This is a genomic window from Vibrio mytili (assembly GCF_049563345.1).
In the GTDB taxonomy this organism is placed as follows: Bacteria; Pseudomonadota; Gammaproteobacteria; order Enterobacterales; family Vibrionaceae; genus Vibrio; species Vibrio mytili.
In genome coordinates this window covers 2,586,207-2,609,685 of the sequence record NZ_CP110481.1, presented here as the reverse complement: position 1 = coordinate 2,609,685, position 23,479 = coordinate 2,586,207, and the positions used below count along the sequence as shown (strand labels likewise).

Genomic DNA, 23,479 nt, shown 5'->3' with positions numbered 1-23,479 from the left:
TGCATTTATTTTTTTGATATTGAGTGATGAACATGAGACAAGGATTTATACGTACACCAAGGATGCTAACCGGGCTCTTCTCCTTTTGGTTGTTATTATTTTTTGCCCCGATAGCAGTAGCCGAAAATGCGCCATCGAACGCGCTAAAGAGTATCGACTTTCGCACTAACAAAGATAAAGATGCAGTTATTGTTGTAGAGTTGGCTTCACCTGCGGCTATCGTTGATATTAAACGTGTACAGGAAGGATTGAGCATCGATTTACTGAATACTTCAGTAAAAGATGATCAACTTTACCTGCTTGACGTGAAAGACTTTGCCACGGTGGTCGATGATGTGGAAGTGTTTCGAGAGGTAGCAACCACTCGTCTCGTTGCACATATCAATGAAGAGTATACCCATGATTATCGTCTGAGCGGGCGTTATCTAGAAATCAAAGTTAGCAAGTTGAAACCCAATGAAAAAGTGCCTGATGAAAGTATCTTAGAAAAAGAGGGCAAGCTGATTTCTATTAACTTCCAAGATATTCCAGTACGAAACGTATTGCAGCTCATTGCGGATTACAACCAATTCAATTTGGTGGTATCGGATTCGGTTGTAGGCAATCTAACGCTGAGACTTGACGGCGTGCCTTGGCAACAGGTTCTCGATATTATTCTGCAAGTAAAAGGGTTGGATAAGCGTGTTGACGGGAATGTGATTCTTGTTGCGCCGACCGATGAGCTTGATCAGCGTGAAAAGATGCAATTGGAAAAACAAAAGCTTGAAGAGGAAATGGGTGAGCTATCATCTGAAATCATCAAGGTGAATTTTGCTAAAGCGTCAGATATTGCGGAAATGATTAATGGGAATGGTAATATCAGTATGCTTTCAGGTCGCGGTAGCATGACTATCGATGAGCGAACCAACTCATTATTGATCCGCGAATTGCCTGAAAATATTTCAGTTATCCGTGAAATCATTGAATCTTTGGATATTCCAGTGAAGCAGGTGCAGATTGAAGCTCGTATTGTCACAATTAATGAGGGCAATATGGATGAATTAGGTATTCGTTGGGGCTTTAGTTCTATTAATGGTAACAACACGGTCGGTGGCTCTATTGAAAATAACTTAGCCACCATTGGCTTATACGATGGTGGTGATGGTGATGGCGGAGATGGGGGCAGTAGTGTTGGAATTGATGACTTCCTGAACGTGAATTTAGCAGCCACTAACCCAAATGCAGCCAGTATTGCATTCCAAGTCGCCAAACTGGGGACTGATACGTTACTCGACTTGGAATTATCCGCGTTACAGCAAGAGTCGAAAGCCGAGATTATTTCTAGTCCACGCTTGATTACGACTAACAAAAAGCCTGCCTATATTGAGCAGGGGACGGAAATTCCTTACTTGGAGTCATCATCGAGCGGTGCAACCTCGGTTACCTTTAAAAAAGCCGTTCTCAGCTTGAAAGTCACGCCACAAATTACGCCTGATAACCGTCTGGTATTAGATTTAAGCGTGACGCAGGATAGACCTGGTCAGGTGGTGAAAACCGGGACGGGTGAAGCGGTCGCGATTGATACACAAAGAATTGGTACGCAAGTGCTGGTTAACAACGGTGAAACTGTCGTACTGGGTGGTATTTTCCAGCACAGCATTACCAACTCTGTCGACAAAGTACCATTACTCGGTGATATCCCTTTATTGGGGGCGTTATTTCGCCGAAGTTATGAAAATGTAGGTAAGAGTGAACTGCTGATTTTTGTGACGCCTAAAGTCGTAATTCAATAGTGGTTTTAAGTAAAAAAGGCGATTAGATAAAAAATAAAGTTGCATTAGTGGCACCATGCTTGGATAATTTCGGGTCTTATCACGAATTATCTGTGAGGAATTGGTGCCACAAGCTTGGTAGAACAGCGACTTAGCTGTATTTTCTTGTGGCGATCTTATTGAATCAATGTTGTAAATTACTGCTAAACATGGCTGAAAAACGTAATATTTTCCTTGTTGGCCCTATGGGCGCCGGCAAAAGTACAATTGGTAGACACCTAGCACAGCAACTGCATATGGAGTTCGTTGACTCTGATACAGTGATCGAAGAACGTACTGGTGCAGACATCGCTTGGGTTTTTGATGTAGAAGGCGAAGAAGGCTTCCGCAAGCGCGAAGAAAACGTGCTTGAAGACCTGACTCAAGAGCAAGGCATCGTACTTGCGACAGGTGGTGGTTCTGTAAAGAGCAAAGAGAACCGCAATCGTCTTTCTGCTCGTGGTGTTGTTGTTTATTTAGAAACGACGATAGAGAAGCAATTGGCACGTACTAACCGTGACAAGAAGCGTCCTCTATTGCAAACCGATAAACCACGTGAAGTATTGGAGCAACTTGCTGAGGAACGCAATCCTCTCTACGAAGAAGTGGCTGATTATACTGTTCGCACTGATGATCAAAGTGCAAAAGTGGTAGCCAATCAGATCGTAAAAATGCTAGAAGAGAGATAAGTCTTTATCTTTTTCAAATTGGAGCACACCGATGGAACGGATTACGGTCAATCTAGCAGAGCGTAGCTACCCAATCTCTATAGGCGCCGGGTTATTTGAGGACCCGGCGTACTTTTCTCAAGTTATCTCGAATAAGAATGCAAAGCAAAAAGTCGTTGTGATAAGTAATGTCACAGTCGCGCCTTTGTATGCAGAGAAAATTCTGCGCCAACTCGAACAACTTGGCTGCAATGCGTCCTTGTTAGAGCTGCCTGATGGTGAGCAATACAAAAACTTGGATGTGTTTAACCAAGTGATGAATTTCTTGTTAGAAGGTAACTATGCTCGAGATGTTGTCATCATCGCACTTGGTGGTGGTGTGATCGGCGATTTAGTCGGTTTTGCCTCTGCATGTTATCAACGTGGTGTCGACTTCATTCAAATACCAACCACGTTACTGTCTCAAGTCGACTCATCGGTAGGTGGAAAAACAGCGGTCAATCATCCACTAGGTAAAAACATGATTGGTGCGTTTTACCAACCGAAAGCAGTGGTTATAGATACCAATTGCTTATCGACACTTCCTGAGCGAGAGTTCGCAGCTGGTATGGCCGAAGTGATTAAGTACGGCATTATCTATGACGCAGACTTTTTTGCTTGGCTTGAAGAAAACTTAGAACGTTTGTACGCACTTGATGAAGCAGCGTTAACCTACGCGATTGCGCGTTGTTGTCAGATTAAAGCGGAAGTCGTTGCTCAAGATGAGAAAGAGTCGGGAGTTCGAGCGCTATTGAATTTAGGCCATACGTTTGGCCATGCGATTGAGGCCGAGCTGGGTTATGGTAATTGGCTTCACGGTGAAGCGGTGTCATCCGGTACCGTGATGGCAGCAAAAGCGTCTCAACTCCGAGGGCTCATCTCCGACGATCAGCTCGAACGAATCATTGCCATCCTACGCCGAGCTAAATTACCAGTACATACGCCGGATAGCATGAGCTTCGATGATTTTATTAAGCACATGATGCGTGATAAAAAAGTTCTCTCTGGTCAATTGAGATTAGTACTACCGACAGGTATTGGTTGTGCTGAGGTTATCGCTGATACGACACAGGAAGTGCTACAGCAAGCCATCGATTTTGGTCGGAATATTTAACTTTGTAATGGCGCCGATTTGGCGTCATTTTTTGTTGTTTATGCAGGTTGTTAGATGAGTGGTGCCCACGTTCTGGAATTAGAATCTCAAACCGAGTTACTCGATCGGTTGGGGTTGCTTACCAATTTTGGCTCTAGTTTTGTCGTGATCAATGGTCATGATGGCTATGGGAAATCTTGGTTAGCGCAACGATACCTTGAAGTACGTGCCAGTAACAAGAATCAATGTTTGCTACTTTGTCATAATAATCAAGATGATGAACAACATCGTATACTTATCTTAAACCAGTTAGTATCAGGTGCATTGTTTAATCAACAGGAGCCTTTGCTTGATAGTTTAGAGCGAATTGTCGCTGAAGATCATTGTGATATCGTTATTGTTGTGGACGATGCGCATCGATTGAGTGACGTCCTGATCTCAGAACTATGGATGCTGGTGCTACAAGCTCAACACAAGCCTAACTGGACGATTAACGTTTTGCTGTTTACGCAGTTGGGGCGTTTGGAAGGTGTGCTTTCTCGTCTTAGTTACGGGCAAGAAATGAAACCAGTAGAGCTCGACATCGACTTGCTATCCGAAGTGGAAGCTAGGCACTTCTTTGAGTCTTTAGTTGTTCGGTATGTCGATGATGATTCTGAAAAACGAGTTCGGGATGCATTTAAGAAGGTCGACCCTATACCGGGAGACATCATGGCATTGGGAGAGATGAAAGTGGAAAAACGCGTCGTTATTCGTTCAATCGTTGGTTCACCGCGTAACATCGTGCTGGTGGTCTTGCTGTTGTTGTTATTGGCTGTGGGAGGATATTGGTGGATGTTTAGCCAGCCAAGCCCTAATGATAAAATGCAACAAATTACCGGAAATCTAGAACAAACCGCTATTCCAACCCTATCCGAACCCACCGCTCAGAGTAGTGGTGCGGTAGCGTCATTGGCGGAAGACGATACAGACTCAACAATTGATGAAGCGACGGATGACTCTGATGCTCTTCCTCCAGCGGTTACCGATGAGGTTGCCAGTGTGGGAAGCGAAGACAGACATCAACGTGTGGTGATTGAATCTGACGTCGTGGATGCCTTGCTTGAGGGTAAAGCAGAGCAAGCGGATACAGATAATATTAAACAAGCCGTAACAGAGTCGAACTCTCAAGCTCAAAGTAGCTCTGGATCCTCGTTGATAAAAGTGGTGAAAACGGGTGAAGAAGCAGCAAAAGAAGCGAGCTCAACACCGTCAAATAACGCGCAAGCAACATCCAATACTAGCAGTCCAGCGGTTAAATTTTCGTTTGCCCGAGAGGAGTTAAACGCGCTTTCTCCACGAGCTTATACTTTGCAACTCGGGGCAATGACAAGAATGCAGGATGTACAGGCATTTCTCGATAAGCACCAATTGAATAATCAGGTTCGTGTTTATCCAACGATTCGTAGTGGGAAGGACTGGTACATCATTACGTATAAAGATTATCCAACCATTCAGCAGGCACGAGATGCGGTGGAAGCGTTACCTGATTCTCTTAAGTCAGTGAGTCCATGGGCAAAATCATTAGGACAAGTTCAGCGCGAAATTGAACGCGCGAAATAATCCTGAGCTTCGCAAAAAAATATGTTACATTCCGCAACCTTAATTTTTGGTCGATAGATAGAGCAGTAGATGAAAAAGCAACGTGCCTTTCTCAAGTGGGCTGGAGGAAAATACGGACTGGTTGAAGACATTCAACGTCATTTACCGCCAGCTCGAAAGCTAGTTGAACCTTTTGTTGGTGCGGGCTCTATTTTTTTGAATACGGATTATGATCAGTATCTGCTTGCTGATATCAATCCAGATTTGATTAATCTCTATAACCTACTCAAAGAGCGCCCTGAAGAATATATCACCGAAGCTAAGCGTTGGTTTATTGCCGAGAATAATCGTAAGGAAGCCTATCTGAGCGTGCGTGCTGAGTTTAATAATACCGATGACGTGATGTATCGTTCACTGGCCTTCCTTTACATGAACCGTTTTGGGTTTAATGGTTTATGCCGCTACAACAAAAAAGGTGGCTTTAACGTCCCGTTTGGTTCGTATAAAAAGCCTTACTTTCCTGAAGCGGAATTAGAGTTTTTTGCAGAAAAAGCTAAAAAAGCCACCTTTGTTTGTGAAGGCTATCCTGAAACGTTCCGTCGTGCTCGCAAAGGCAGTGTGGTTTACTGTGATCCACCGTATGCGCCACTTTCGAATACGGCAAACTTCACTTCGTATGCAGGTAATGGTTTTACACTAGATGATCAAGCGGCGTTGGCTGATGTTGCTGAACGAACCGCAACCGAGCGGGGGATTCCTGTTCTGATCTCCAACCATGACACCACATTAACGCGTCGTTTGTATCACGGTGCGGATCTGAGTGTGGTCAAGGTGAAACGTACCATTAGCCGCAATGGCAACGGACGTAATAAAGTCGATGAGCTATTGGCTCTGTTTCAGGTCCCCGATTCATACCACCCGACATCTTAGCTCTCACACTATTTCATCTAAATAGTGGATCTCCCCACTGGCTTCGGTAGAATTGCGCGAAAATTGGTTTGCTGTTTTTGCTCATCACTACTGAGGTCAGGTATGAAAGATTTTCTTATTGCTCCATCCATTTTGTCTGCGGATTTTGCACGTCTTGGTGAAGACGTCGAAAAAGTACTTGCGGCGGGGGCGGATGTGGTGCATTTCGATGTTATGGATAACCACTACGTGCCAAACCTGACTTTTGGTGCGCCTATATGTAAAGCGCTGCGCGATTATGGGATTACCGCACCCATCGATGTCCATTTGATGGTTAAGCCCGTAGACCGCATTATCCCTGATTTTGCTAAAGCCGGTGCCTCTATGATCACCTTCCATATTGAAGCGTCTGAGCATGTTGATCGTACACTGCAACTTATCAAAGAGCATGGCTGTAAAGCGGGTGTTGTGCTAAACCCAGCTACACCACTGGCAAGTCTTGAGTTCATCATGGATAAAGTTGATATGATTCTTCTTATGTCAGTGAACCCTGGTTTTGGCGGGCAGTCGTTTATTCCTCATACGTTGGATAAGCTACGTGCTGTACGTAAAATGATTGATGAGTCGGGCCGCGATATTCGTTTAGAAATTGATGGTGGCGTAAAAGTTGATAACATCCGTGAAATCGCTGAGGCAGGTGCGGATATGTTTGTCGCGGGCTCTGCGATTTTTGGTCAGCCAGATTATAAAGCGGTGATCGATCAAATGCGTGCGCAACTGGAAGAAGTAAAATAAGCCATTTAACTTGTTGATTCACAAGGTCGCGACTCGTTTGGCGGCCTTTGTCGTTTCTGGCGCCGGCAAGAAATAAAATATCCATAACGCTGAGCAAATAATCACTTGCCTAATTTGCGCCCTTTCTGTACTATTCGTGCTCCTTAAAACTCAGTCAATTATCTTTAGTTCCTTGCTTCCTCTGGACGACTGAGCCAATTGTGGAAGCTGAATAATCCGTAAGGAGCAACCCATGCGTCATTACGAAATCGTATTCATGGTGCACCCAGATCAAAGCGAGCAAGTTGCTGGCATGATCGAGCGTTACACTGGTTCTATCACTGAAGCTGGCGGTACTATCCACCGTCTAGAAGATTGGGGTCGTCGTCAACTGGCTTACCCAATCAACAAGCTTCACAAAGCTCACTACGTTCTAATGAACGTTGAAGCTGACCAAGCTGTAATTGATGAGCTAGAAACTGCTTTCCGTTTCAACGATGCAGTTCTACGTAACATGATCATGCGTACTAAAGCAGCGATCACTGAGCAATCTATCATGCTTAAGCAAAAAGAAGAGCGTGCTCCACGTCGTGAAGAGCGTTCTGAAGCTAAGCCTGAAGCTAAGTCAGAAGCTGCTGAGTAAGTTCTGTTATGACCAATCGAATGGAGCTGAGTGGCACCATTGCCAAGCCGCCCATTCGTAGTAAAAGCCCAAGTGGAATTGAACACTGTCGGTTTTGGCTAGAGCATCGCTCTACTGTTATCGAGGCTGATTTACCGAGACAAGTTTATTGTCGTATGCCGGTAGTTGTCAGCGGGGTGGGGTCACAAGCACTAACTCAGAATTTAGTACCAGGCAGTAACATTAAGGTAAGTGGTTTTGTTGCTTATCAAACTGGCCGAAATGGCGTAGGAAAATTAGTGTTACATGCCGACAACATTACTCAAATTTAAGATCAGGAGATAGCCCATGGCTCGTTTCTTCCGTCGTCGTAAATTCTGCCGTTTTACTGCAGAAGGCGTACAAGAGATTGATTACAAAGACGTAGCAACTCTTAAAAACTACATCACTGAAGCTGGTAAAATCGTACCTAGCCGTATCACTGGTACAAGCGCTAAGTACCAGCGTCAACTAGCACGTGCTATCAAGCGTTCACGCTACCTAGCTCTACTACCGTACACTGACAAGCATCAGTAATCGGTTCCGTTTATTAAGAAAGAGGATTAAGCAATGCAAGTTATTCTACTTGATAAAATCGGTAACCTAGGTGGTCTTGGCGATACAGTTAACGTTAAATCTGGTTACGCGCGTAACTTCCTTATCCCACAGGGTAAAGCAGTTATGGCGACTAAAGGCAACGTTGAAATGTTCGAAGCACGTCGTGCTGAACTAGAAGCTAAAGTTGCTGAGCAACTAGCTGCTGCTGAAGCTCGCGCTGAGAAAGTTAACGCTCTAGAAGCTGTTGTTATCGCTTCTAAAGCTGGTGACGAAGGCAAACTATTCGGTTCTATCGGTACTCGTGACATCGCTGACGCTATTACAGCGGCAGGCGTTGAAGTTGCTAAGAGCGAAGTTCGCCTTCCTGAAGGTGCTCTACGTACAACTGGTGAATTCGAAATCAGCGTTCAACTTCACTCTGAAGTTTTCGCTACTGCGAAAGTACAGGTTGTTGCTGCTGAGTAATTCAGTATCAAGACGAAATAGTAAAAAGCACCTCCTAGGAGGTGCTTTTTTTATGTCTGGGATCTGATATTTAGAGGAGATTACTGTGTTGGATATTAGAACGCAAACAACAGGTTAACAGAAAAGATACTGTCCGCCTTGCTCAAACCTTCCGGCACTTTATCGTGGTATTGACGTGAATGAGTCAGTTTCAAAGCGATATCTTCAGTGATTTCATTAATTGCACTGATTTCACTATCTACATTGAGGTTACTTTTACCCGTAATCATAGTGATGTTGGTTGTAAAGCTTAAGTTATCTAATGCTTGCCATGAAGCGCTGACATTACCCCGAAAAATCCCTTCACGAACGATATCAGGGAAGATAATGTCGTCGTCATCGATCTCATCCAAATTTGGCTCTTGGTAGCGAAAACCAGGACCGACCTCAACTTCTAATGTGAAGTTTTGCGTGTAAGCAAACTGATAACCCAAACCACCGGATAAAGTATAGTCTTTGTAATACGCACTATAGCGAGAATCAACGCCTTTAAAGCTGCCATACAAGTAGGTTTTGGGGCCTAACTTGTAATCGCTTTGCATTGAGTAAGTAGAGGAACGCTTATCTTCCTCGCCGTCTTTATACAGGTTGTAGTATTTCCACTCCCCATAAGAACGGTGTCGACCAGATGTATATTCAGCACTCAAACGAGCATTCAGGGAACGAGAGTCCGTGTTACCTGTGTGAGCTTGATAGCCAAACTCAACCTCGGTGCTGAGTGGATTAGGCGTATCAATATTTTGCTCTGGCTGTACTGATTCATTAGCATACGATGCTCCCATGCATAGTGCGCTAAAGCTAAGTAGCCAGTATCGGGACACATAAACCTCGAACGTTATTAACAGAAAGGGCATGATACTGATACAGATACTGACTTTGGTCAATGGTTGGTTAAATTTTATTAGATCTGGTGACCTCTAACCCATCATAAAAATCCGTTTTTCGGTGATATTTTGCGGGAAATACATTTGAAAGTCGCCGTTTACAGTGTTGTTTTTCCTCTGTGGGGGAGGTGAGAAATATCGACACTTTTTGGTTATTGTTACTCTGATTCTTAACAACTAATTTTCTCTTCAAACAAGCATCTCAGATGGGTTAAGGTTATAATCCCCTGTTATCAGTAGTTATAGAGCAAAATCATGGCGGAAAATAGAAATCGCAAACCTTCAGACAGTCAGGTCGAAGCACTCAAGGTGCCGCCTCACTCATTAGAAGCAGAGCAATCAGTGATCGGTGGTCTCTTACTCGACAATGAACGTTGGGATACCGTCGCAGAGCGCGTTGTCAGCAGTGATTTCTACAGTCGCCCACACCGTCTTATTTTCGAGGGGGTAAAAACCATCCTCGAACAAGGTAAGCCGCTTGACCTGATCACGTTGTCGGAATACCTCGAGCGTCATGAGCAGTTAGACGATGTTGGCGGTTTTGCATACCTTGCCGACTTAGCTAAAAATACGCCAAGTGCGGCAAACATTAATGCGTATGCGGATATTGTTGCTGAGCGAGCAATCGTACGTGGTTTAATTGGCGTCGCCAATGAGATCGCGGATGCGGGTTATGATCCTCAAGGGCGGAGCTCTGAAGATTTGATTGACCTAGCGGAGAGTAAAGTATTTGCTATCGCTGAGTCTCGAACTAGCGAGAACGAAGGGCCGCAAAATGTCGACAACATCTTGGAGAAAACCTTAGAACGGATCGAGTTGTTGTATAAAACGCCACAAGATGGCGTCACTGGTGTTGACACCGGATTTACCGACCTCAACAAGAAAACCGCTGGTTTACAAGGCTCTGACTTGGTTATCGTTGCCGCACGTCCTTCGATGGGTAAAACCACTTTTGCGATGAACTTGTGTGAAAATGCAGCCATGCAACAAGACAAACCGGTACTGATCTTTTCACTAGAGATGCCTGCAGAACAGTTGATGATGCGTATGTTGGCTTCCCTTTCTCGTGTTGACCAAACCAAAATTCGTACAGGTCAGCTTGATGATGAAGATTGGGCAAGGATATCTTCTAGTATGGGGATTCTCATGCAGAAGAAGAATATGTACATCGATGACAGCTCAGGTTTAACACCAACTGAAGTTCGTTCGCGTGCCCGTCGTGTTGCACGTGAACATGGCGGTTTATCCATGATAATGGTCGATTACCTACAATTGATGCGAGTCCCTGCGTTAACGGATAACCGTACTCTGGAAATCGCAGAAATATCTCGCTCGCTTAAGGCGCTCGCGAAAGAATTGAATGTACCCGTTGTTGCACTATCCCAGCTAAACCGTTCCCTAGAGCAACGATCGGATAAACGACCAGTGAACTCAGATTTGCGTGAATCAGGCTCTATCGAGCAGGACGCGGACTTAATCATGTTTATCTATCGTGATGAGGTTTACCATCCAGATAGTCCATATAAAGGTACGGCTGAAATCATTTTGGGTAAACAGCGTAATGGTCCTATTGGCTCGGTACGCTTGACATTCCAAGGACAGCACTCGCGTTTTGATAATTACGCTGGTCCTGCGTTTGATATTGATGATGAGTAATGCAATGAGTTATATGAAAGCAGCTAGGGCATGCATTGATTTATCGGCGCTGCAGCACAACTTACAAAGAGTTAAAGCTCAAGCACCAGATAGCAAAGTGATGGCGGTAGTGAAAGCCAATGGTTATGGGCATGGATTGCGTCATGTGGCAAATAGCGCCATGGCTGCGGATGGCTATGGTGTGGCACGAATCGAAGAGGCACTGCAGTTAAGAGCCTGTGGCGTCGTGAAACCGATCTTGTTGCTCGAAGGTTTTTATTCATCAGGCGATTTACCAGTTTTAGTGACGAATAACATTCAGACCGTAGTGCACTGTGAGGAGCAAGTCATCGCACTTGAGCAGGCTGAATTAGACAATCCGGTGGTCGTTTGGCTCAAGATCGACAGTGGGATGCATCGTTTAGGTGTGCGCCCTGAACAATTTGAACAGCTGACATCGCGACTGAATGAATGTGTGAATGTTGCCAAACCGCTGCGTTACATCAGTCATTTTGGCTGTGCTGACGAGTTGGAAAGTGATATTACCTTACAACAAATTGAGTTGTTTAATTCTTTAACTGCGGGCTGTGAAGGGGAACGCTCACTGGCTGCATCATCAGGGTTACTCGCATGGCCACAAAGTCAATTAGATTGGGTTCGTCCGGGAATCATCATGTACGGTGTTTCTCCGTTTGATGATAAAACCGCTCAAGAGCTAGGTTATCGACCGGTGATGACTCTGAAATCTCACCTTATCGCCGTTCGCGAAGTGAAAAAGGGAGAGAGCGTCGGTTATGGTGGTCTGTGGACCAGTGAGCGAGACACCCAAGTGGGGGTTATTGCGATTGGCTATGGCGATGGTTACCCTAGAACCGCCCCGAATGGTACACCCGTTTGGGTCAACGGACGCAAGGTTCCAATCGCAGGGCGAGTTTCAATGGATATGCTTACCGTTGATTTAGGACCTGATGCCACGGACAAAGTCGGTGATGAAGCGATACTTTGGGGTAACGAGTTACCCGTAGAAGAAGTCGCGAACTACATTGGCACCATTGCCTATGAGTTGGTCACCAAACTCACGCCTCGCGTTGATATGGAATATTCCAAATAAATAATCAGAACCGAAGTAGAAGCAACTTTCATTAGGCTAATCCAGTTAAAAAACTTATCGGGATTAGCCTTAAATTTATCTTTTTACTCGTTACTCACCATTGATGGTCGCAATAATACGGCGACTGCCGCCAAAGTCGCGATGCTCTCCCAAGTAAATTCCTTGCCAGGTTCCTAGTGCTAACTGGCCATTTTGGATCGGAATTGTCACACTGCTGCCAAGTGTTGATGCTTTAATGTGTGCGGGCATATCGTCATCCCCTTCATAAGTATGCTGATAATACGGCGCTCGCTCAGGGACGAATTTATTGAAATGGGATTCCATATCGGTACGCACGGTTGGATCCGCATTTTCATTTAGGGTCAAACTAGCGGAAGTATGTTGAATAAATAGGTGTAACAAACCTACTGAAAGTGAGTTGATTTGTGGCAGTTGTTGTTCAATTTCATCAGTAATTAAGTGAAACCCGCGATGTTTTGCTTTTAAATGTAATGTTTTTTGCGCCCACATAAGTCTTCCTTTGGACATTTCTAATTTGGCGTCTATCCTATTCCAATTAGAGCCTGTTAAAATGTAGAACATTTATCATAGGCGAATGGTAGAAAACAGGCTAGCTAACGTGACCTAACTCAATGCGAGGGTATGCGCTCTCGGTCATAATTGGCGACTGAAAATAAATTACAAAGACTTGTTTTGTGGCCAAATGCCCAAACATCTCAATAATATTCACTTTTTTGCTAAATCGGGGATTCCGCAGTTTCGCTAGACTGTAAGGAATGGAACCTACTGTAACATCGGGATAAATACCATGTTGAAAAACATCAATCCAACGCAAACACAAGCGTGGAAAGCGCTTACTGCGCATTTTGAATCTGCGCAAGATATGGACCTTAAAGCGCTATTTGCTCAAGACGCTGCTCGTTTTGACAACTATTCAGTCCATTTTGGCGCTGATATTCTGGTCGACTATTCAAAAAACCTCATCAATGAGGAAACACTTAAGCATCTATTCGCGCTTGCGAAAGAAACTGAGCTCAAATCTGCAATTGAAGCGATGTTCAGTGGTGACGCTATCAACCAAACGGAAGGTCGCGCGGTTCTTCATACTGCTTTGCGTAACCGTTCCAATACGCCAGTTCTTGTTGATGGCGAAGATGTGATGCCAGCAGTGAACGCAGTTCTAGAGAAAATAAAATTGTTCACTGAGCGTGTTATCGGTGGTGAATGGAAAGGTTACACAGGTAAAGCGATCACGGACATCGTTAACATTGGTATCGGCGGTTCTGACCTAGGTCCTTACATGGTGACAGAAGCTTTGGCGCCATACAAAAACCACCTAAACCTACACTTTGTTTCGAACGTTGATGGTACACACATCGTTGAAACCTTAAAGAAGGTTGATCCAGAAACCACGTTGTTCTTGATTGCATCTAAAACATTTACGACGCAAGAAACCATGACGAACGCACACTCTGCTCGTGATTGGTTCCTTGAAACAGCAGGCGATCAAGCTCATGTGGCGAAGCACTTTGCCGCGCTTTCAACTAACGCGACTGCAGTTTCTGAATTCGGTATCGATACCGATAACATGTTTGAGTTCTGGGATTGGGTTGGCGGTCGCTACTCGCTTTGGTCTGCTATCGGTCTTTCAATTGCACTTGCAGTAGGTTACGACAACTTTGTTGAGCTACTTGATGGCGCACACGAGATGGATAAGCACTTCGTATCAACAGAGCTAGAAAGCAATATCCCAGTAATTCTTGCGCTTATCGGTATTTGGTACAACAACTTCCATGGCGCAGAGTCGGAAGCTATCCTACCTTATGACCAGTACATGCACCGTTTCGCGGCGTACTTCCAGCAAGGCAATATGGAATCAAACGGTAAGTACGTTGACCGAGATGGCAACGCAGTGACTTACCAAACTGGCCCTATCATCTGGGGTGAGCCAGGCACTAACGGCCAGCACGCGTTCTACCAGCTTATCCACCAGGGTACTAAGCTGATTCCATGTGATTTTATTGCACCGGCTATTAGTCACAACCCAACCAGCGATCATCATCAGAAATTGATGTCGAACTTCTTTGCACAAACAGAAGCCCTTGCGTTTGGTAAGAGTGAAGAAACAGTAAAAGAAGAGTTGGTTCTTGCAGGTAAAGGTGCGGAAGAAGTTGCGGCTATTGCGCCGTTCAAAGTATTTGAAGGTAACCGCCCGACTAACTCTATCTTGGTTAAGCAAATCACACCTCGTACTTTAGGTAACCTGATCGCGATGTACGAACACAAGATTTTTGTACAAGGGGTAATCTGGAATATCTTCAGTTTTGACCAATGGGGCGTTGAGCTAGGCAAGCAGCTCGCTAACCAGATCTTGCCAGAGCTAGCTGATGACGCTCAAATCAGCTCACACGATAGTTCAACCAACGGTTTGATCAATGCATTCAAAGCTTATAAAGCATAATGTTTGATTGAGTTACTACTAAAAAGACCAGCCTATGGCTGGTCTTTTTGTTGATATTTATTGCGCTTTTAGGCTTGGAACCGGGCTATTCGAAGCAGATTTCGATAAAAGCGTTGCCCCATTGAGAGGTAAACGGCATGATGATGATAGAACCCTCACACTTGTGACGGATTGTATGACCTTTGCCTGATACCACGACAGGTGTCGCCATATCAAAATCGAAACCGCTCTCTGCCAGAATACGTTTCGCCCCACCTGTAACCATGTTGGTGATTTCACCTACCATGTCAGTGACTTCTTCATTGAGCCCATTTGGTCGCTCACCAAGCATATTATGCATGATTTCAAGTGCTAGCGCTTCATCAAAGGTAATCGACATGGAACCACGTGTTTGTGGACCAACCATGCCAATAAGACCAGAAACGTCACCACGTGCGATCTCATCTTTTTTGATTCGAGGTTTTTGTGGCTTCAGCTCAAGAGAAGCCATGGTTTTTAGAACATTCATTAAAGAAGCTAAAAACGGATTTACAAATTCAGCACGCATAATTTCTTCTATACTTTTTCTTTCGTCTTAGACGAACACGCTTGGCACTCGCCATGGGTTTCAATAACTTGATTAGTTAGTTTGAATCCAAGCTTTTCTGCATTTTCTGCGAGTAAGGATATCAATGTCTCATCTTCGAGTTCAACGACATCACCACATTTATCACAAATAAGCAGTTGGAAAAAGTGTTGCTGGTTATTAAATGAACAACAAGTGATAAAACTGTTGGTGGACTCTACTCTGTGAATGAAGCCTTGTTCAAGAAGAAAATCTAACGCTCTATACACCGTCGGCGGCTTAGCCTGAGGCTCACTGACTTTTAATTGTTCTAACAACTCATACGCACTTGAGGCACTGCGGCTCGAGCAGATGAGTTCAAAAACTCGTCGGCGTTGCGGAGTCAATCTAACCCCACGCTCTGCGCAAATATGTTCAACTTGTTCAATGATTGTTGGACTCAAACCTTCCACCATAATTATCCGAGTAATATATTTCTATATACGAAGATGATATTCGCTTAGAAAAACTCATTTTACCTGCTATCAGATCGAAAATCATGAGATAAAGTTAGTTGAAAGCAATTGGCAAGGTAAGTGGTGTCACAAAATAACATAACGATAGTGATATGTAGCGACTCTGAACTGGCTACGCGTGAGGAAATGTGAGGCATTGTCTCGGATACTGGCACCTTGAAGTGACTGGGTATACAATACCCGACTTATTTTTTGAGCGAGCCGTTACGCTCAACCTTGGCAATATAAAAAGGGTGTTTAAATCATGACTCATTCGTGCAGGCTCTCAGTAGCTCCGATGCTTGACTGGACTGACCGTCATTGTCGCTACTTCCATCGCTTAATGACTAAAGAAACCCTACTGTACACTGAGATGGTGACCACAGGGGCGATCATTCATGGAAAAGGAGATTTCCTTGCTTATAACGAAGAGGAGCATCCCATTGCCCTTCAGTTAGGTGGTTCGAATCCGGAGGATTTAGCCAAATGTGCAAAGCTCGCGCAAGAGCGTGGCTATGATGAGGTTAACTTAAATGTCGGTTGCCCTTCAGACAGAGTACAAAATGGCCGCTTTGGTGCTTGTTTGATGGCAGAACCACAATTGGTCGCAGATTGCGTTGCGTCAATGAAAGATGTGGTTGATATCCCCGTCACTGTTAAAACGCGAATTGGTATTGATGAGCAAGATTCTTATCAATTCTTGACGGACTTTATCTCAATCGTGTCCGAGAAAGGTGGTTGTGAGCAATTTACTATTCACGCACGCAAAGCTTGGTTGAGTGGCCTGAGTCCGAAAGAGAACCGTGAGATTCCACCTCTGGATTACCCTCGCGCTTATCAATTGAAGAAAGACTTTTCGCATTTGACCATCGCCATTAATGGTGGCGTCAAGTCATTAGAAGAAGCAAAGGAGCATCTTCAACATCTGGATGGCGTCATGATCGGACGTGAAGCATATCAAAGCCCTTATATACTTGCGTCAGTGGACCAAGAACTGTTTGGCTGTGACTCACCGATTAAGAAGCGCAGTGAAATTGTCGAAGAAATGTATCCGTATATTGAGGCTCAATTGGCAAAGGGTGCATACCTTGGTCATATTACACGTCATATGCTGGGGTTGTTTCAAAGTATGCCAGGTGCTCGTCAGTGGCGTCGCTACATCAGTGAAAATGCTCATAAACCAGGCTCGGGACTAGAAGTATTACAAGCCGCATTGGCAAAAATCCCCAAAGAGCTGAATGTGTAAAATTCACCATAGATTGGTCACAATCACCAATATATAAAAGTAAAGCTAGAGTGTGTTATTCACTCTAGCTTTATTTTTATATTAAGATCAGTAGGTTGGATGTTTTATAATAGTTGGTACGGAAACTGCTCTAAATGATTAGAAAATGATTGGAGAAATGATTATGTTAGAGCTGATCTTTATTTTAGTTTTTATCGCAACTTTACTTGTTACAGGTATCACTATGATGACGGTTTTTGTTGCTACAGGTATCGCTTTGGTCGTCATGTTCTTGCTGGGCATGCTTGGTATGGTTTTTAAGTTATTGCCTTGGTTGATCGTAATAGCCTTAGGTATTTGGTTTTTTAAAAGTGTTGTCGCTCAACCACGCTACAAGTAACGAGATCTTGGATTTATTTGATAGGGCTGACTAAGAATATGATACTATTTACGTACAATAACGATATGCAAGCATCTTGAAGTCGCTTGTTTAAATGGGTAAACCCCCAGTTATCTCGGAGTAAATACGACAATGACAAATAAAGCGACCATCGCTTTAACAGCACTATCGTTAGCCGCGTCTCTTCCTACTTTTGCGGGGAATTCTGTAACCACAAAAGCTGGTGCAGAAGTGTGGTTGGCAGACACAAAAGTAAATGAAGTAAGAAGAGAGCGCCATACTACAGGATCTTTCTATGCATCAATTGAACACGGTGTAAAATACGTTCCGAATGCTCGCCTGCGCTACTCTAGTATCGATGCCGACTACATGGGGTTCGATAAATTGGATCTTACGTTGTATTACCAATTATTAGAGCATGACTTGCTGCATTTTGATGCGGGGATTAGTTTCAGTGATTTAAGTGACACAAAGTACATTAATGCCGCTGACGATAGCAACTCAGATTTCGATAAGTTTGTTTGGGCATGGTATGGCTACGCTGAGATTAATGTTCCCGATACTCACTTTGACGTGATTGGTGAAGTAAGCTTTGGTGATAACCATGGTATCAAGAGTACAGATTTCATTGCGGGTGTGCAGTATCGGCTCCCCTTAAACGCCTCTCAGCTTGCTTTCAAAGGTGGGTATCGTGTCATTGACCTCGAATCAGAAACGTTTATATCCGATTTAGGGAAAGAGTATATTTTTGCCGATGGCTTCTTTTTCGGTGCTGAGTATCAGTTCTAAAGTCTATTCTCCAAAGCGGATGAAAGTGCTGCCTGTCGGGTATTTTAAAACGTCGCATTATAAGCGACGTTTTTTTATACCACTTTATTATATCTCCTCAATTTTTTTCCCTCTTTTCTTCAGTTAGACCATGCTTATCTAGGATCAATATGAAAGTTAGAGCAGGGATGGCGATGACCGTAAATGAATTAAGACATCTATTTCGTGAAAACCAGCTTGTCGAGGCGATTATTGAGCCATCTATTCAAGAAGGAGGATGGGTTGTGGAGTTCAGGCATGCACGAGGTGGTTTCGTGCTTTTAACCGACAGTCATGGTGAAGAATGTCTTTATGAAGACTTAGACACGGCTTCAAAATCTGCGATGGCGGTGGGCTTTCAGCAGGTCCGAATTGAAGACCGTTGAGCAAATCATAGGCCATGCTTACTTCCAAAAAGTTATAAAACATTCACTTCTATTCTTTCTTGTTATTAAAGAGAGTGGGTACTCTATCGTCACGCAATGAATAGGGATGTCGTGACAATGTCTTTCCAAAAGAATGAGTATTCTCGAAATAATATGTCTGAAAATAACAACGGGCAAACTGGAGCCTCTCCAATTTTAAGCCCGCTGAATGACCAACAAATCAACTCACTTCAACAAACTGTCTCAGAACTGTCTTCACAACAACTTGCTTGGGTGAGTGGATATTTTTGGGGGTTAGCGCAACATCAAACGAGTGCCGCAGCGACGCCCGTTGCTCAAGCTGGATTAGCAGTATCTGCTCAGCCAGCAGGTAAGCTGAGTATCATTTTTGCTTCTCAAACCGGTAATGCCAAAGGGGTTGCCGAAGCGTTGGAGCAAGAAGCAAAAGCAGAAGGGATTGCCGTTGAATTGTTTGATGCCAGTGATTACAAAGGTAAGAATCTCGCTAAAGAGACGCATGTAATCATCGTCGCTTCGACGAATGGTGAAGGTGAAGCCCCAGACAACGCAATTGAGTTGCATGAGTTTTTGCAATCTAAAAAGCACCAAAGCTGGAAAATCTACAATATGGCGTGGTTGCGCTTGGTGATTCGAGTTATGAGTTTTTCTGCCAGACAGGTAAAGACTTTGATGCTTATTTGTCAAAATTAGGTGCAAAACCTTTTATTGATCGTATTGATTGTGATGTTGATTATGAAGCCGAGGCTTCAGAGTGGCGAAAAAATGCTTTAGCAAAAGTGAAAGAGACACTGTCGACTGGCAATGAAGCGGACGTTGTGCAACTCCCTGTGGGTCAAGCTGCGACAGCGCATTCTCAATACAACAAGCAAAACCCGTACACCGCGACATTACTGACCAGTCAAAAAATCACCGGTCGTGATTCAGGTAAAGATGTCCGTCACGTTGAGATCGACTTAGAGGGCTCAGGTCTCACATATCAGCCAGGTGATGCGCTAGGTGTATGGTTCGAAAACAGCTCCGAATTGGCAAACGCCATTCTTGGTAAAGTTGGATTGTCTGGTGTGGAAACCGTTGACGTTGATGGTGAAAGCTTATCGGTTCACAGCGCCCTAGTTGGTAAATATGAAATTACGACATCAAACCCTCAACTGGTAACTAAGTTTGCCGAGTTATCGGGTAGCAAAAAATTACAAAAGCTCGTTGAAGATAAAGATAAGCTCCGTGAATACGCCGCTACCACTCAGATTGTTGACGTTCTTTCAGAGAAGAAAACCAAGCTCACTGCCGATGAGCTGGTAGGGTTACTTCGTCGCTTGACACCGCGTCTGTATTCAATTGCATCAAGCCAAACAGAAGTCGATGAAGAAGTACATTTGACGGTAGGCCTGGTTGAGTACGATCACAACGAAGAAAAACGTTACGGTGGAGCCTCTAGCTTCCTGACTCAACGACTAGAAGAGGGCGGAGAAGTAAAAGTCTTTATTGAGCATAATAATAACTTCAAACTTCCAGAAGATAATAATACACCTATTCTAATGATTGGTCCTGGTACCGGTATTGCGCCGTTCCGCAGTTTTATTCAAGAGCGTGAAAACCGAGATGCGGAAGGTAAGAGCTGGTTGTTTTTTGGCGATCGCACTTTCACACAAGATTTCTTGTACCAGGTGGAGTGGCAGAAGTATCTAAAATCGGGCGCGTTAAGCCGATTGGATGTTGCTTTTAGCCGTGACCAGGCGGAAAAGGTGTACGTACAGCACCGCATTTTAGAAAATGCTGCACAAGTATGGCAATGGATTCAGGACGGTGCATATATCTACGTGTGTGGAGATGCAACACGTATGGCTAAAGATGTCCATGACGCACTTATTATCGTTGCTGAGCAGGAAGGTAAAATGCCTCGCGACGATGCTGAACAATTTATTAATGACTTACGTAAAGCGAAACGTTATCAAAGGGATGTGTACTAATGACTTTTTCTATTGAAAATAATAAGCAGGTTGTATTAGGCGAAGAGTTAGGAACACTGTCAGATAACGAGCGCCTTAAAGGTCAAAGTAACTTACTACGGGGAACCATAGAGCAAGATTTACAGGATCGCATAACGGGTGGGTTTACGGCAGATAACTTCCAGCTGATTCGCTTCCATGGTATGTATCAACAAGATGATCGTGATATTCGTAATGAGCGAACCAAGCAAAAACTGGAACCGCTTCATAATGTGATGCTTCGTGCTCGTATGCCTGGCGGTATTATTACTCCAAAACAGTGGTTAGCGATTGATAAGTTTGCGACGGAGCACTCTCTATATGGAAGTATCCGTCTGACTACACGCCAAACGTTCCAGTTCCACGGTGTACTGAAGCCAAACATCAAGTTGATGCACCAAACGCTGAACAGTATTGGTATTGACTCTATTGCAACGGCGGGTGACGTTAACCGTAATGTGTTGTGCACCACTAACCCTGTAGAATCTGAGCTTCACCAAGAAGCGTATGAATGGGCGAAGAAGATCAGTGAGCATCTTCTACCAAAAACGCGCGCTTATGCTGAAATTTGGTTAGACGGCGAGAAAGTTGAATCAACAGAAGAAGACGAGCCAATTCTTGGTAAAAACTACTTACCACGCAAGTTTAAGACAACCGTTGTCATCCCTCCACAAAATGATGTGGATGTGCATGCGAACGACCTGAACTTTGTCGCTATTGCTGATAATGGAAAATTAGTTGGTTTCAACGTGCTCGTTGGGGGTGGTCTGGCAATGACGCATGGCGATACGTCCACTTACGCTCGTCGTGCGGATGATTTCGGTTTTGTTTCTCTAGACAAGACACTCGATGTTGCAGCAGCAGTTGTAACAACTCAGCGTGATTGGGGTAACCGTTCAAACCGTAAGAACGCCAAAACTAAGTACACGCTAGATCGTGTCGGTATTGATGTTTTTAAAGCCGAAGTAGAAAAGCGTGCTGGTATTCAGTTTGAAGCAAGTCGTCCTTATGAGTTTACTGAACGGGGCGACCGCATTGGTTGGGTAGAAGGTATTGATGGCAAGTTCCACCTAGCAATGTTTATCGAAAATGGTCGCTTATTGGACTACCCAGGTAAGCCACTAAAAACGGGTGTCGCTGAAATCGCGAAAATTCACAAAGGTGATTTCCGCATGACAGCTAACCAAAACCTGATTGTTGCTGGGGTGCCTGCTGATCAAAAAGAGCTGATCGAGAAGATCGCTCGTGAGCATGGCTTAGTGGATGATAGCGTCAGTGAACAGCGTAAAAACTCAATGGCGTGTGTGGCGTTCCCGACCTGCCCGCTTGCCATGGCTGAAGCCGAACGTTTCCTACCTCAGTTTGTAACTGATGTAGAAGGTATCCTAGAAAAACATGGTTTACCTGAAGGCGACAACATCATCCTGCGTGTTACTGGCTGTCCAAATGGCTGTGGCCGTGCAATGCTGGCTGAAATTGGTTTAGTCGGTAAAGCTCCAGGTCGTTATAACCTTCACCTAGGTGGTAACCGAGCGGGTACACGTATTCCGAAGATGTATAAAGAGAACATCACTGACAAACAGATACTAGAAGAGATTGATCAGCTCGTAGGCCGTTGGGCCGCTGAGCGTGAGGCTGGCGAAGGATTTGGTGATTTTGCAATTCGCGCTGGCATCATTCAAGAAGTCAAAGTATCTAAGAGGGATTTGCATGCTTGATTCTGTAGCTTCCAAACCGGAGCTGGCAGAGTTGCTGACATTAACAAAGACGGAGCAAATCCTCCGTCTTGCTCAAATCAATGTCGAACTCGAACAGCTTTCGGCACAAGAGCGAGTAAAATGGGCGTTGGAAAACTTAGCTGGAGAGTTTGCGGTCTCTTCAAGCTTCGGTATCCAAGCGGCAGTTATGCTCCATCTTGTCACCCAAGTAAAACCAGATATGCCTGTGATCTTAACTGATACGGGGTATTTATTTGCGGAAACATATCGCTTTATTGACGAGTTAACCGAACAGCTTAACCTCAATCTAAAAGTATTCCGAGCGAAGGAAAGTGCTCAATGGCAGGAAGCTCGCTATGGAAAACTTTGGGAGCAGGGTGTAGAAGGGATCGAAAAATATAATAAGCTCAATAAAGTTGAGCCAATGCGCCGAGCGTTAAAAGAGCTGAATGTCAGCACTTGGCTTTCCGGTTTACGCAGGGAGCAAAGTAAGTCTCGTTCAGGACTGCCAATATTGTCTATCCAAAATGGTGTGTTTAAGTTCTTACCCGTTATCGATTGGACAAATAAAGACGTTCATTACTATTTAGAGCAGCACGGACTCTCATATCACCCTTTATGGGATGAAGGATATCTTTCTGTAGGCGATACACATACAACTCGTAAGTGGGAGCCCGGAATGTCAGAAGAAGAAACTCGTTTCTTTGGTTTGAAACGAGAGTGTGGCCTCCACGAAGATGATGGTTCTGAACAGGATGGTTCTGGTATATAACTTCAGAGCGCCCCCTATTCATAAAGAAAGCTGCTGTTAAGCAGCTTTCTTTATGAATAGGGGATAAAAGCACATGTTTGGGATAGTTTTGTGGATAACTTGTTTATTGCTTTGGGGTAAAGTTGGATAAATAAGGGTTTGAGCGAAAACTCATCGTTTAACCATTATTTTTGCAATTTTTGAAAAATAACGCTTGCCAATGTGAGCGCGATCTCTATAATGCCACCTCGTCGACAGGGCAAGGGCTCACAAGGGTTCAAGCAAAGTTGACAAGGCCAATAAGTAAAACGAAATAATTTGAAAAAGTGTTTGACACTAAAAATTATCTCGCTAGAATGGCCGCCTCTTCCGAAGTGGTGTGAGTCACAAAGAAGAGCGCTCTTTAACAATATAGACCTATCAATCTGTGTGGGCACTCGTTGATGATAATCCAATTAG

At 44.2% G+C, this 23,479-nt stretch carries 23 protein-coding genes and 1 pseudogene; 20 read left to right on the top strand and 4 right to left on the bottom strand.

The window, feature by feature from the left end:
- The first annotated feature begins 26 nt into the window (after positions 1-26).
- The 10 genes from ONE56_RS12010 (at position 27) to rplI (ending at position 8,538) form a co-directional block, all read left to right on the top strand.
- Positions 27-1,772, top strand: a complete 1,746-nt coding sequence (locus ONE56_RS12010; protein WP_423839926.1) for a type IV pilus secretin PilQ — start codon at positions 27-29, stop codon at positions 1,770-1,772.
- A 188-nt stretch (positions 1,773-1,960) separates the two neighbouring features.
- Positions 1,961-2,479, top strand: coding sequence for a shikimate kinase AroK (aroK, locus tag ONE56_RS12005; protein WP_041154710.1), 519 nt, complete (start codon positions 1,961-1,963; stop codon positions 2,477-2,479).
- 31 nt (positions 2,480-2,510) lie between these two features.
- The gene (gene aroB, locus ONE56_RS12000; protein WP_423839925.1) at positions 2,511-3,611 is read left to right on the top strand and encodes a 3-dehydroquinate synthase; all 1,101 of its coding nucleotides are present in this window, start codon (positions 2,511-2,513) and stop codon (positions 3,609-3,611) included.
- A 54-nt stretch (positions 3,612-3,665) separates the two neighbouring features.
- Positions 3,666-5,192, top strand: coding sequence for an AAA family ATPase (locus ONE56_RS11995; RefSeq protein WP_423839924.1), 1,527 nt, complete (start codon positions 3,666-3,668; stop codon positions 5,190-5,192).
- Positions 5,193-5,261: 69 nt separating this feature from the next.
- Entirely contained in the window at positions 5,262-6,101 is an 840-nt protein-coding gene (locus ONE56_RS11990) for a Dam family site-specific DNA-(adenine-N6)-methyltransferase (RefSeq protein WP_041154707.1), read from the top strand.
- 102 nt (positions 6,102-6,203) lie between these two features.
- Positions 6,204-6,875, top strand: a complete 672-nt coding sequence (gene rpe, locus ONE56_RS11985; RefSeq protein WP_041154706.1) for a ribulose-phosphate 3-epimerase — start codon at positions 6,204-6,206, stop codon at positions 6,873-6,875.
- A 232-nt stretch (positions 6,876-7,107) separates the two neighbouring features.
- Positions 7,108-7,497, top strand: coding sequence for a 30S ribosomal protein S6 (rpsF, locus tag ONE56_RS11980; RefSeq protein WP_041154705.1), 390 nt, complete (start codon positions 7,108-7,110; stop codon positions 7,495-7,497).
- Positions 7,498-7,505: 8 nt separating this feature from the next.
- Entirely contained in the window at positions 7,506-7,808 is a 303-nt protein-coding gene (priB, locus tag ONE56_RS11975; protein WP_041154704.1) for a primosomal replication protein N, read from the top strand.
- A 16-nt stretch (positions 7,809-7,824) separates the two neighbouring features.
- A complete protein-coding gene (gene rpsR, locus ONE56_RS11970) occupies positions 7,825-8,052 on the top strand; it encodes a 30S ribosomal protein S18 (RefSeq protein ID WP_000090472.1) in 228 nt (75 codons plus the stop codon).
- Positions 8,053-8,085: 33 nt separating this feature from the next.
- Positions 8,086-8,538 carry a 50S ribosomal protein L9 gene (gene rplI, locus ONE56_RS11965; protein WP_041154703.1) on the top strand — a complete coding sequence of 151 codons (453 nt, stop codon included), beginning with the start codon at positions 8,086-8,088 and terminating at the stop codon, positions 8,536-8,538.
- 95 nt (positions 8,539-8,633) lie between these two features.
- Here the strand turns inward: rplI and ONE56_RS11960 are convergent, their stop codons facing one another.
- Positions 8,634-9,398 (bottom strand): DUF481 domain-containing protein, encoded by a 765-nt coding sequence (locus tag ONE56_RS11960; protein WP_331439019.1) that lies wholly within the window; start codon positions 9,396-9,398, stop codon positions 8,634-8,636.
- Positions 9,399-9,716: 318 nt separating this feature from the next.
- Here ONE56_RS11960 and ONE56_RS11955 point away from each other — a divergent pair, with 318 nt between their 5' ends.
- Both ONE56_RS11955 and alr read left to right on the top strand, forming a co-directional pair.
- Positions 9,717-11,117, top strand: coding sequence for a replicative DNA helicase (locus ONE56_RS11955; RefSeq protein WP_041154701.1), 1,401 nt, complete (start codon positions 9,717-9,719; stop codon positions 11,115-11,117).
- Positions 11,118-11,121: 4 nt separating this feature from the next.
- Entirely contained in the window at positions 11,122-12,207 is a 1,086-nt protein-coding gene (gene alr, locus ONE56_RS11950; protein ID WP_423839923.1) for an alanine racemase, read from the top strand.
- Between the two features lie 90 nt (positions 12,208-12,297).
- Here alr and ONE56_RS11945 read toward each other — a convergent pair whose 3' ends face one another.
- Complete coding sequence (locus ONE56_RS11945; protein WP_423839922.1) at positions 12,298-12,717, bottom strand: secondary thiamine-phosphate synthase enzyme YjbQ; 420 nt, start codon at positions 12,715-12,717, stop codon at positions 12,298-12,300.
- A 298-nt stretch (positions 12,718-13,015) separates the two neighbouring features.
- Here ONE56_RS11945 and pgi point away from each other — a divergent pair, with 298 nt between their 5' ends.
- Positions 13,016-14,668, top strand: coding sequence for a glucose-6-phosphate isomerase (gene pgi / locus ONE56_RS11940; RefSeq protein WP_423839921.1), 1,653 nt, complete (start codon positions 13,016-13,018; stop codon positions 14,666-14,668).
- An 85-nt stretch (positions 14,669-14,753) separates the two neighbouring features.
- Here pgi and ONE56_RS11935 read toward each other — a convergent pair whose 3' ends face one another.
- Positions 14,754-15,215: a chemotaxis protein CheX gene (locus ONE56_RS11935; RefSeq protein WP_041154699.1), complete on the bottom strand. Its 462-nt coding sequence runs from the start codon at positions 15,213-15,215 to the stop codon at positions 14,754-14,756.
- 8 nt (positions 15,216-15,223) lie between these two features.
- Positions 15,224-15,688, bottom strand: coding sequence for a zinc uptake transcriptional repressor Zur (zur, locus tag ONE56_RS11930; protein WP_041154698.1), 465 nt, complete (start codon positions 15,686-15,688; stop codon positions 15,224-15,226).
- A 304-nt stretch (positions 15,689-15,992) separates the two neighbouring features.
- On the opposite strand from zur, the gene dusA reads away from it, so the two are divergent.
- The 7 genes and pseudogenes from dusA to ONE56_RS11895 all read left to right on the top strand — a co-directional run bounded on the left by dusA (position 15,993) and on the right by ONE56_RS11895 (position 23,041).
- Positions 15,993-16,973 carry a tRNA dihydrouridine(20/20a) synthase DusA gene (dusA, locus tag ONE56_RS11925; RefSeq protein WP_423839920.1) on the top strand — a complete coding sequence of 327 codons (981 nt, stop codon included), beginning with the start codon at positions 15,993-15,995 and terminating at the stop codon, positions 16,971-16,973.
- Positions 16,974-17,136: 163 nt separating this feature from the next.
- Positions 17,137-17,352 carry an envelope stress response protein PspG gene (pspG, locus tag ONE56_RS11920; protein ID WP_041154733.1) on the top strand — a complete coding sequence of 72 codons (216 nt, stop codon included), beginning with the start codon at positions 17,137-17,139 and terminating at the stop codon, positions 17,350-17,352.
- Positions 17,353-17,484: 132 nt separating this feature from the next.
- Positions 17,485-18,141, top strand: a complete 657-nt coding sequence (locus ONE56_RS11915) for a TIGR04219 family outer membrane beta-barrel protein (protein WP_041154696.1) — start codon at positions 17,485-17,487, stop codon at positions 18,139-18,141.
- Between the two features lie 173 nt (positions 18,142-18,314).
- On the top strand, positions 18,315-18,545 hold the full coding sequence (locus ONE56_RS11910) for a hypothetical protein (RefSeq protein ID WP_041154732.1): 231 nt from the start codon (positions 18,315-18,317) through the stop codon (positions 18,543-18,545).
- Between the two features lie 117 nt (positions 18,546-18,662).
- Positions 18,663-20,533: pseudogene (locus ONE56_RS11905) on the top strand (assimilatory sulfite reductase (NADPH) flavoprotein subunit).
- Complete coding sequence (gene cysI, locus ONE56_RS11900) at positions 20,533-22,269, top strand: assimilatory sulfite reductase (NADPH) hemoprotein subunit (protein WP_415679545.1); 1,737 nt, start codon at positions 20,533-20,535, stop codon at positions 22,267-22,269. Before ONE56_RS11905 ends, cysI begins: the two are co-directional and overlap by 1 nt.
- Positions 22,262-23,041 (top strand): phosphoadenylyl-sulfate reductase, encoded by a 780-nt coding sequence (locus tag ONE56_RS11895; protein WP_331439026.1) that lies wholly within the window; start codon positions 22,262-22,264, stop codon positions 23,039-23,041. Before cysI ends, ONE56_RS11895 begins: the two co-directional genes overlap by 8 nt.
- Positions 23,042-23,479 lie beyond the last annotated feature (438 nt).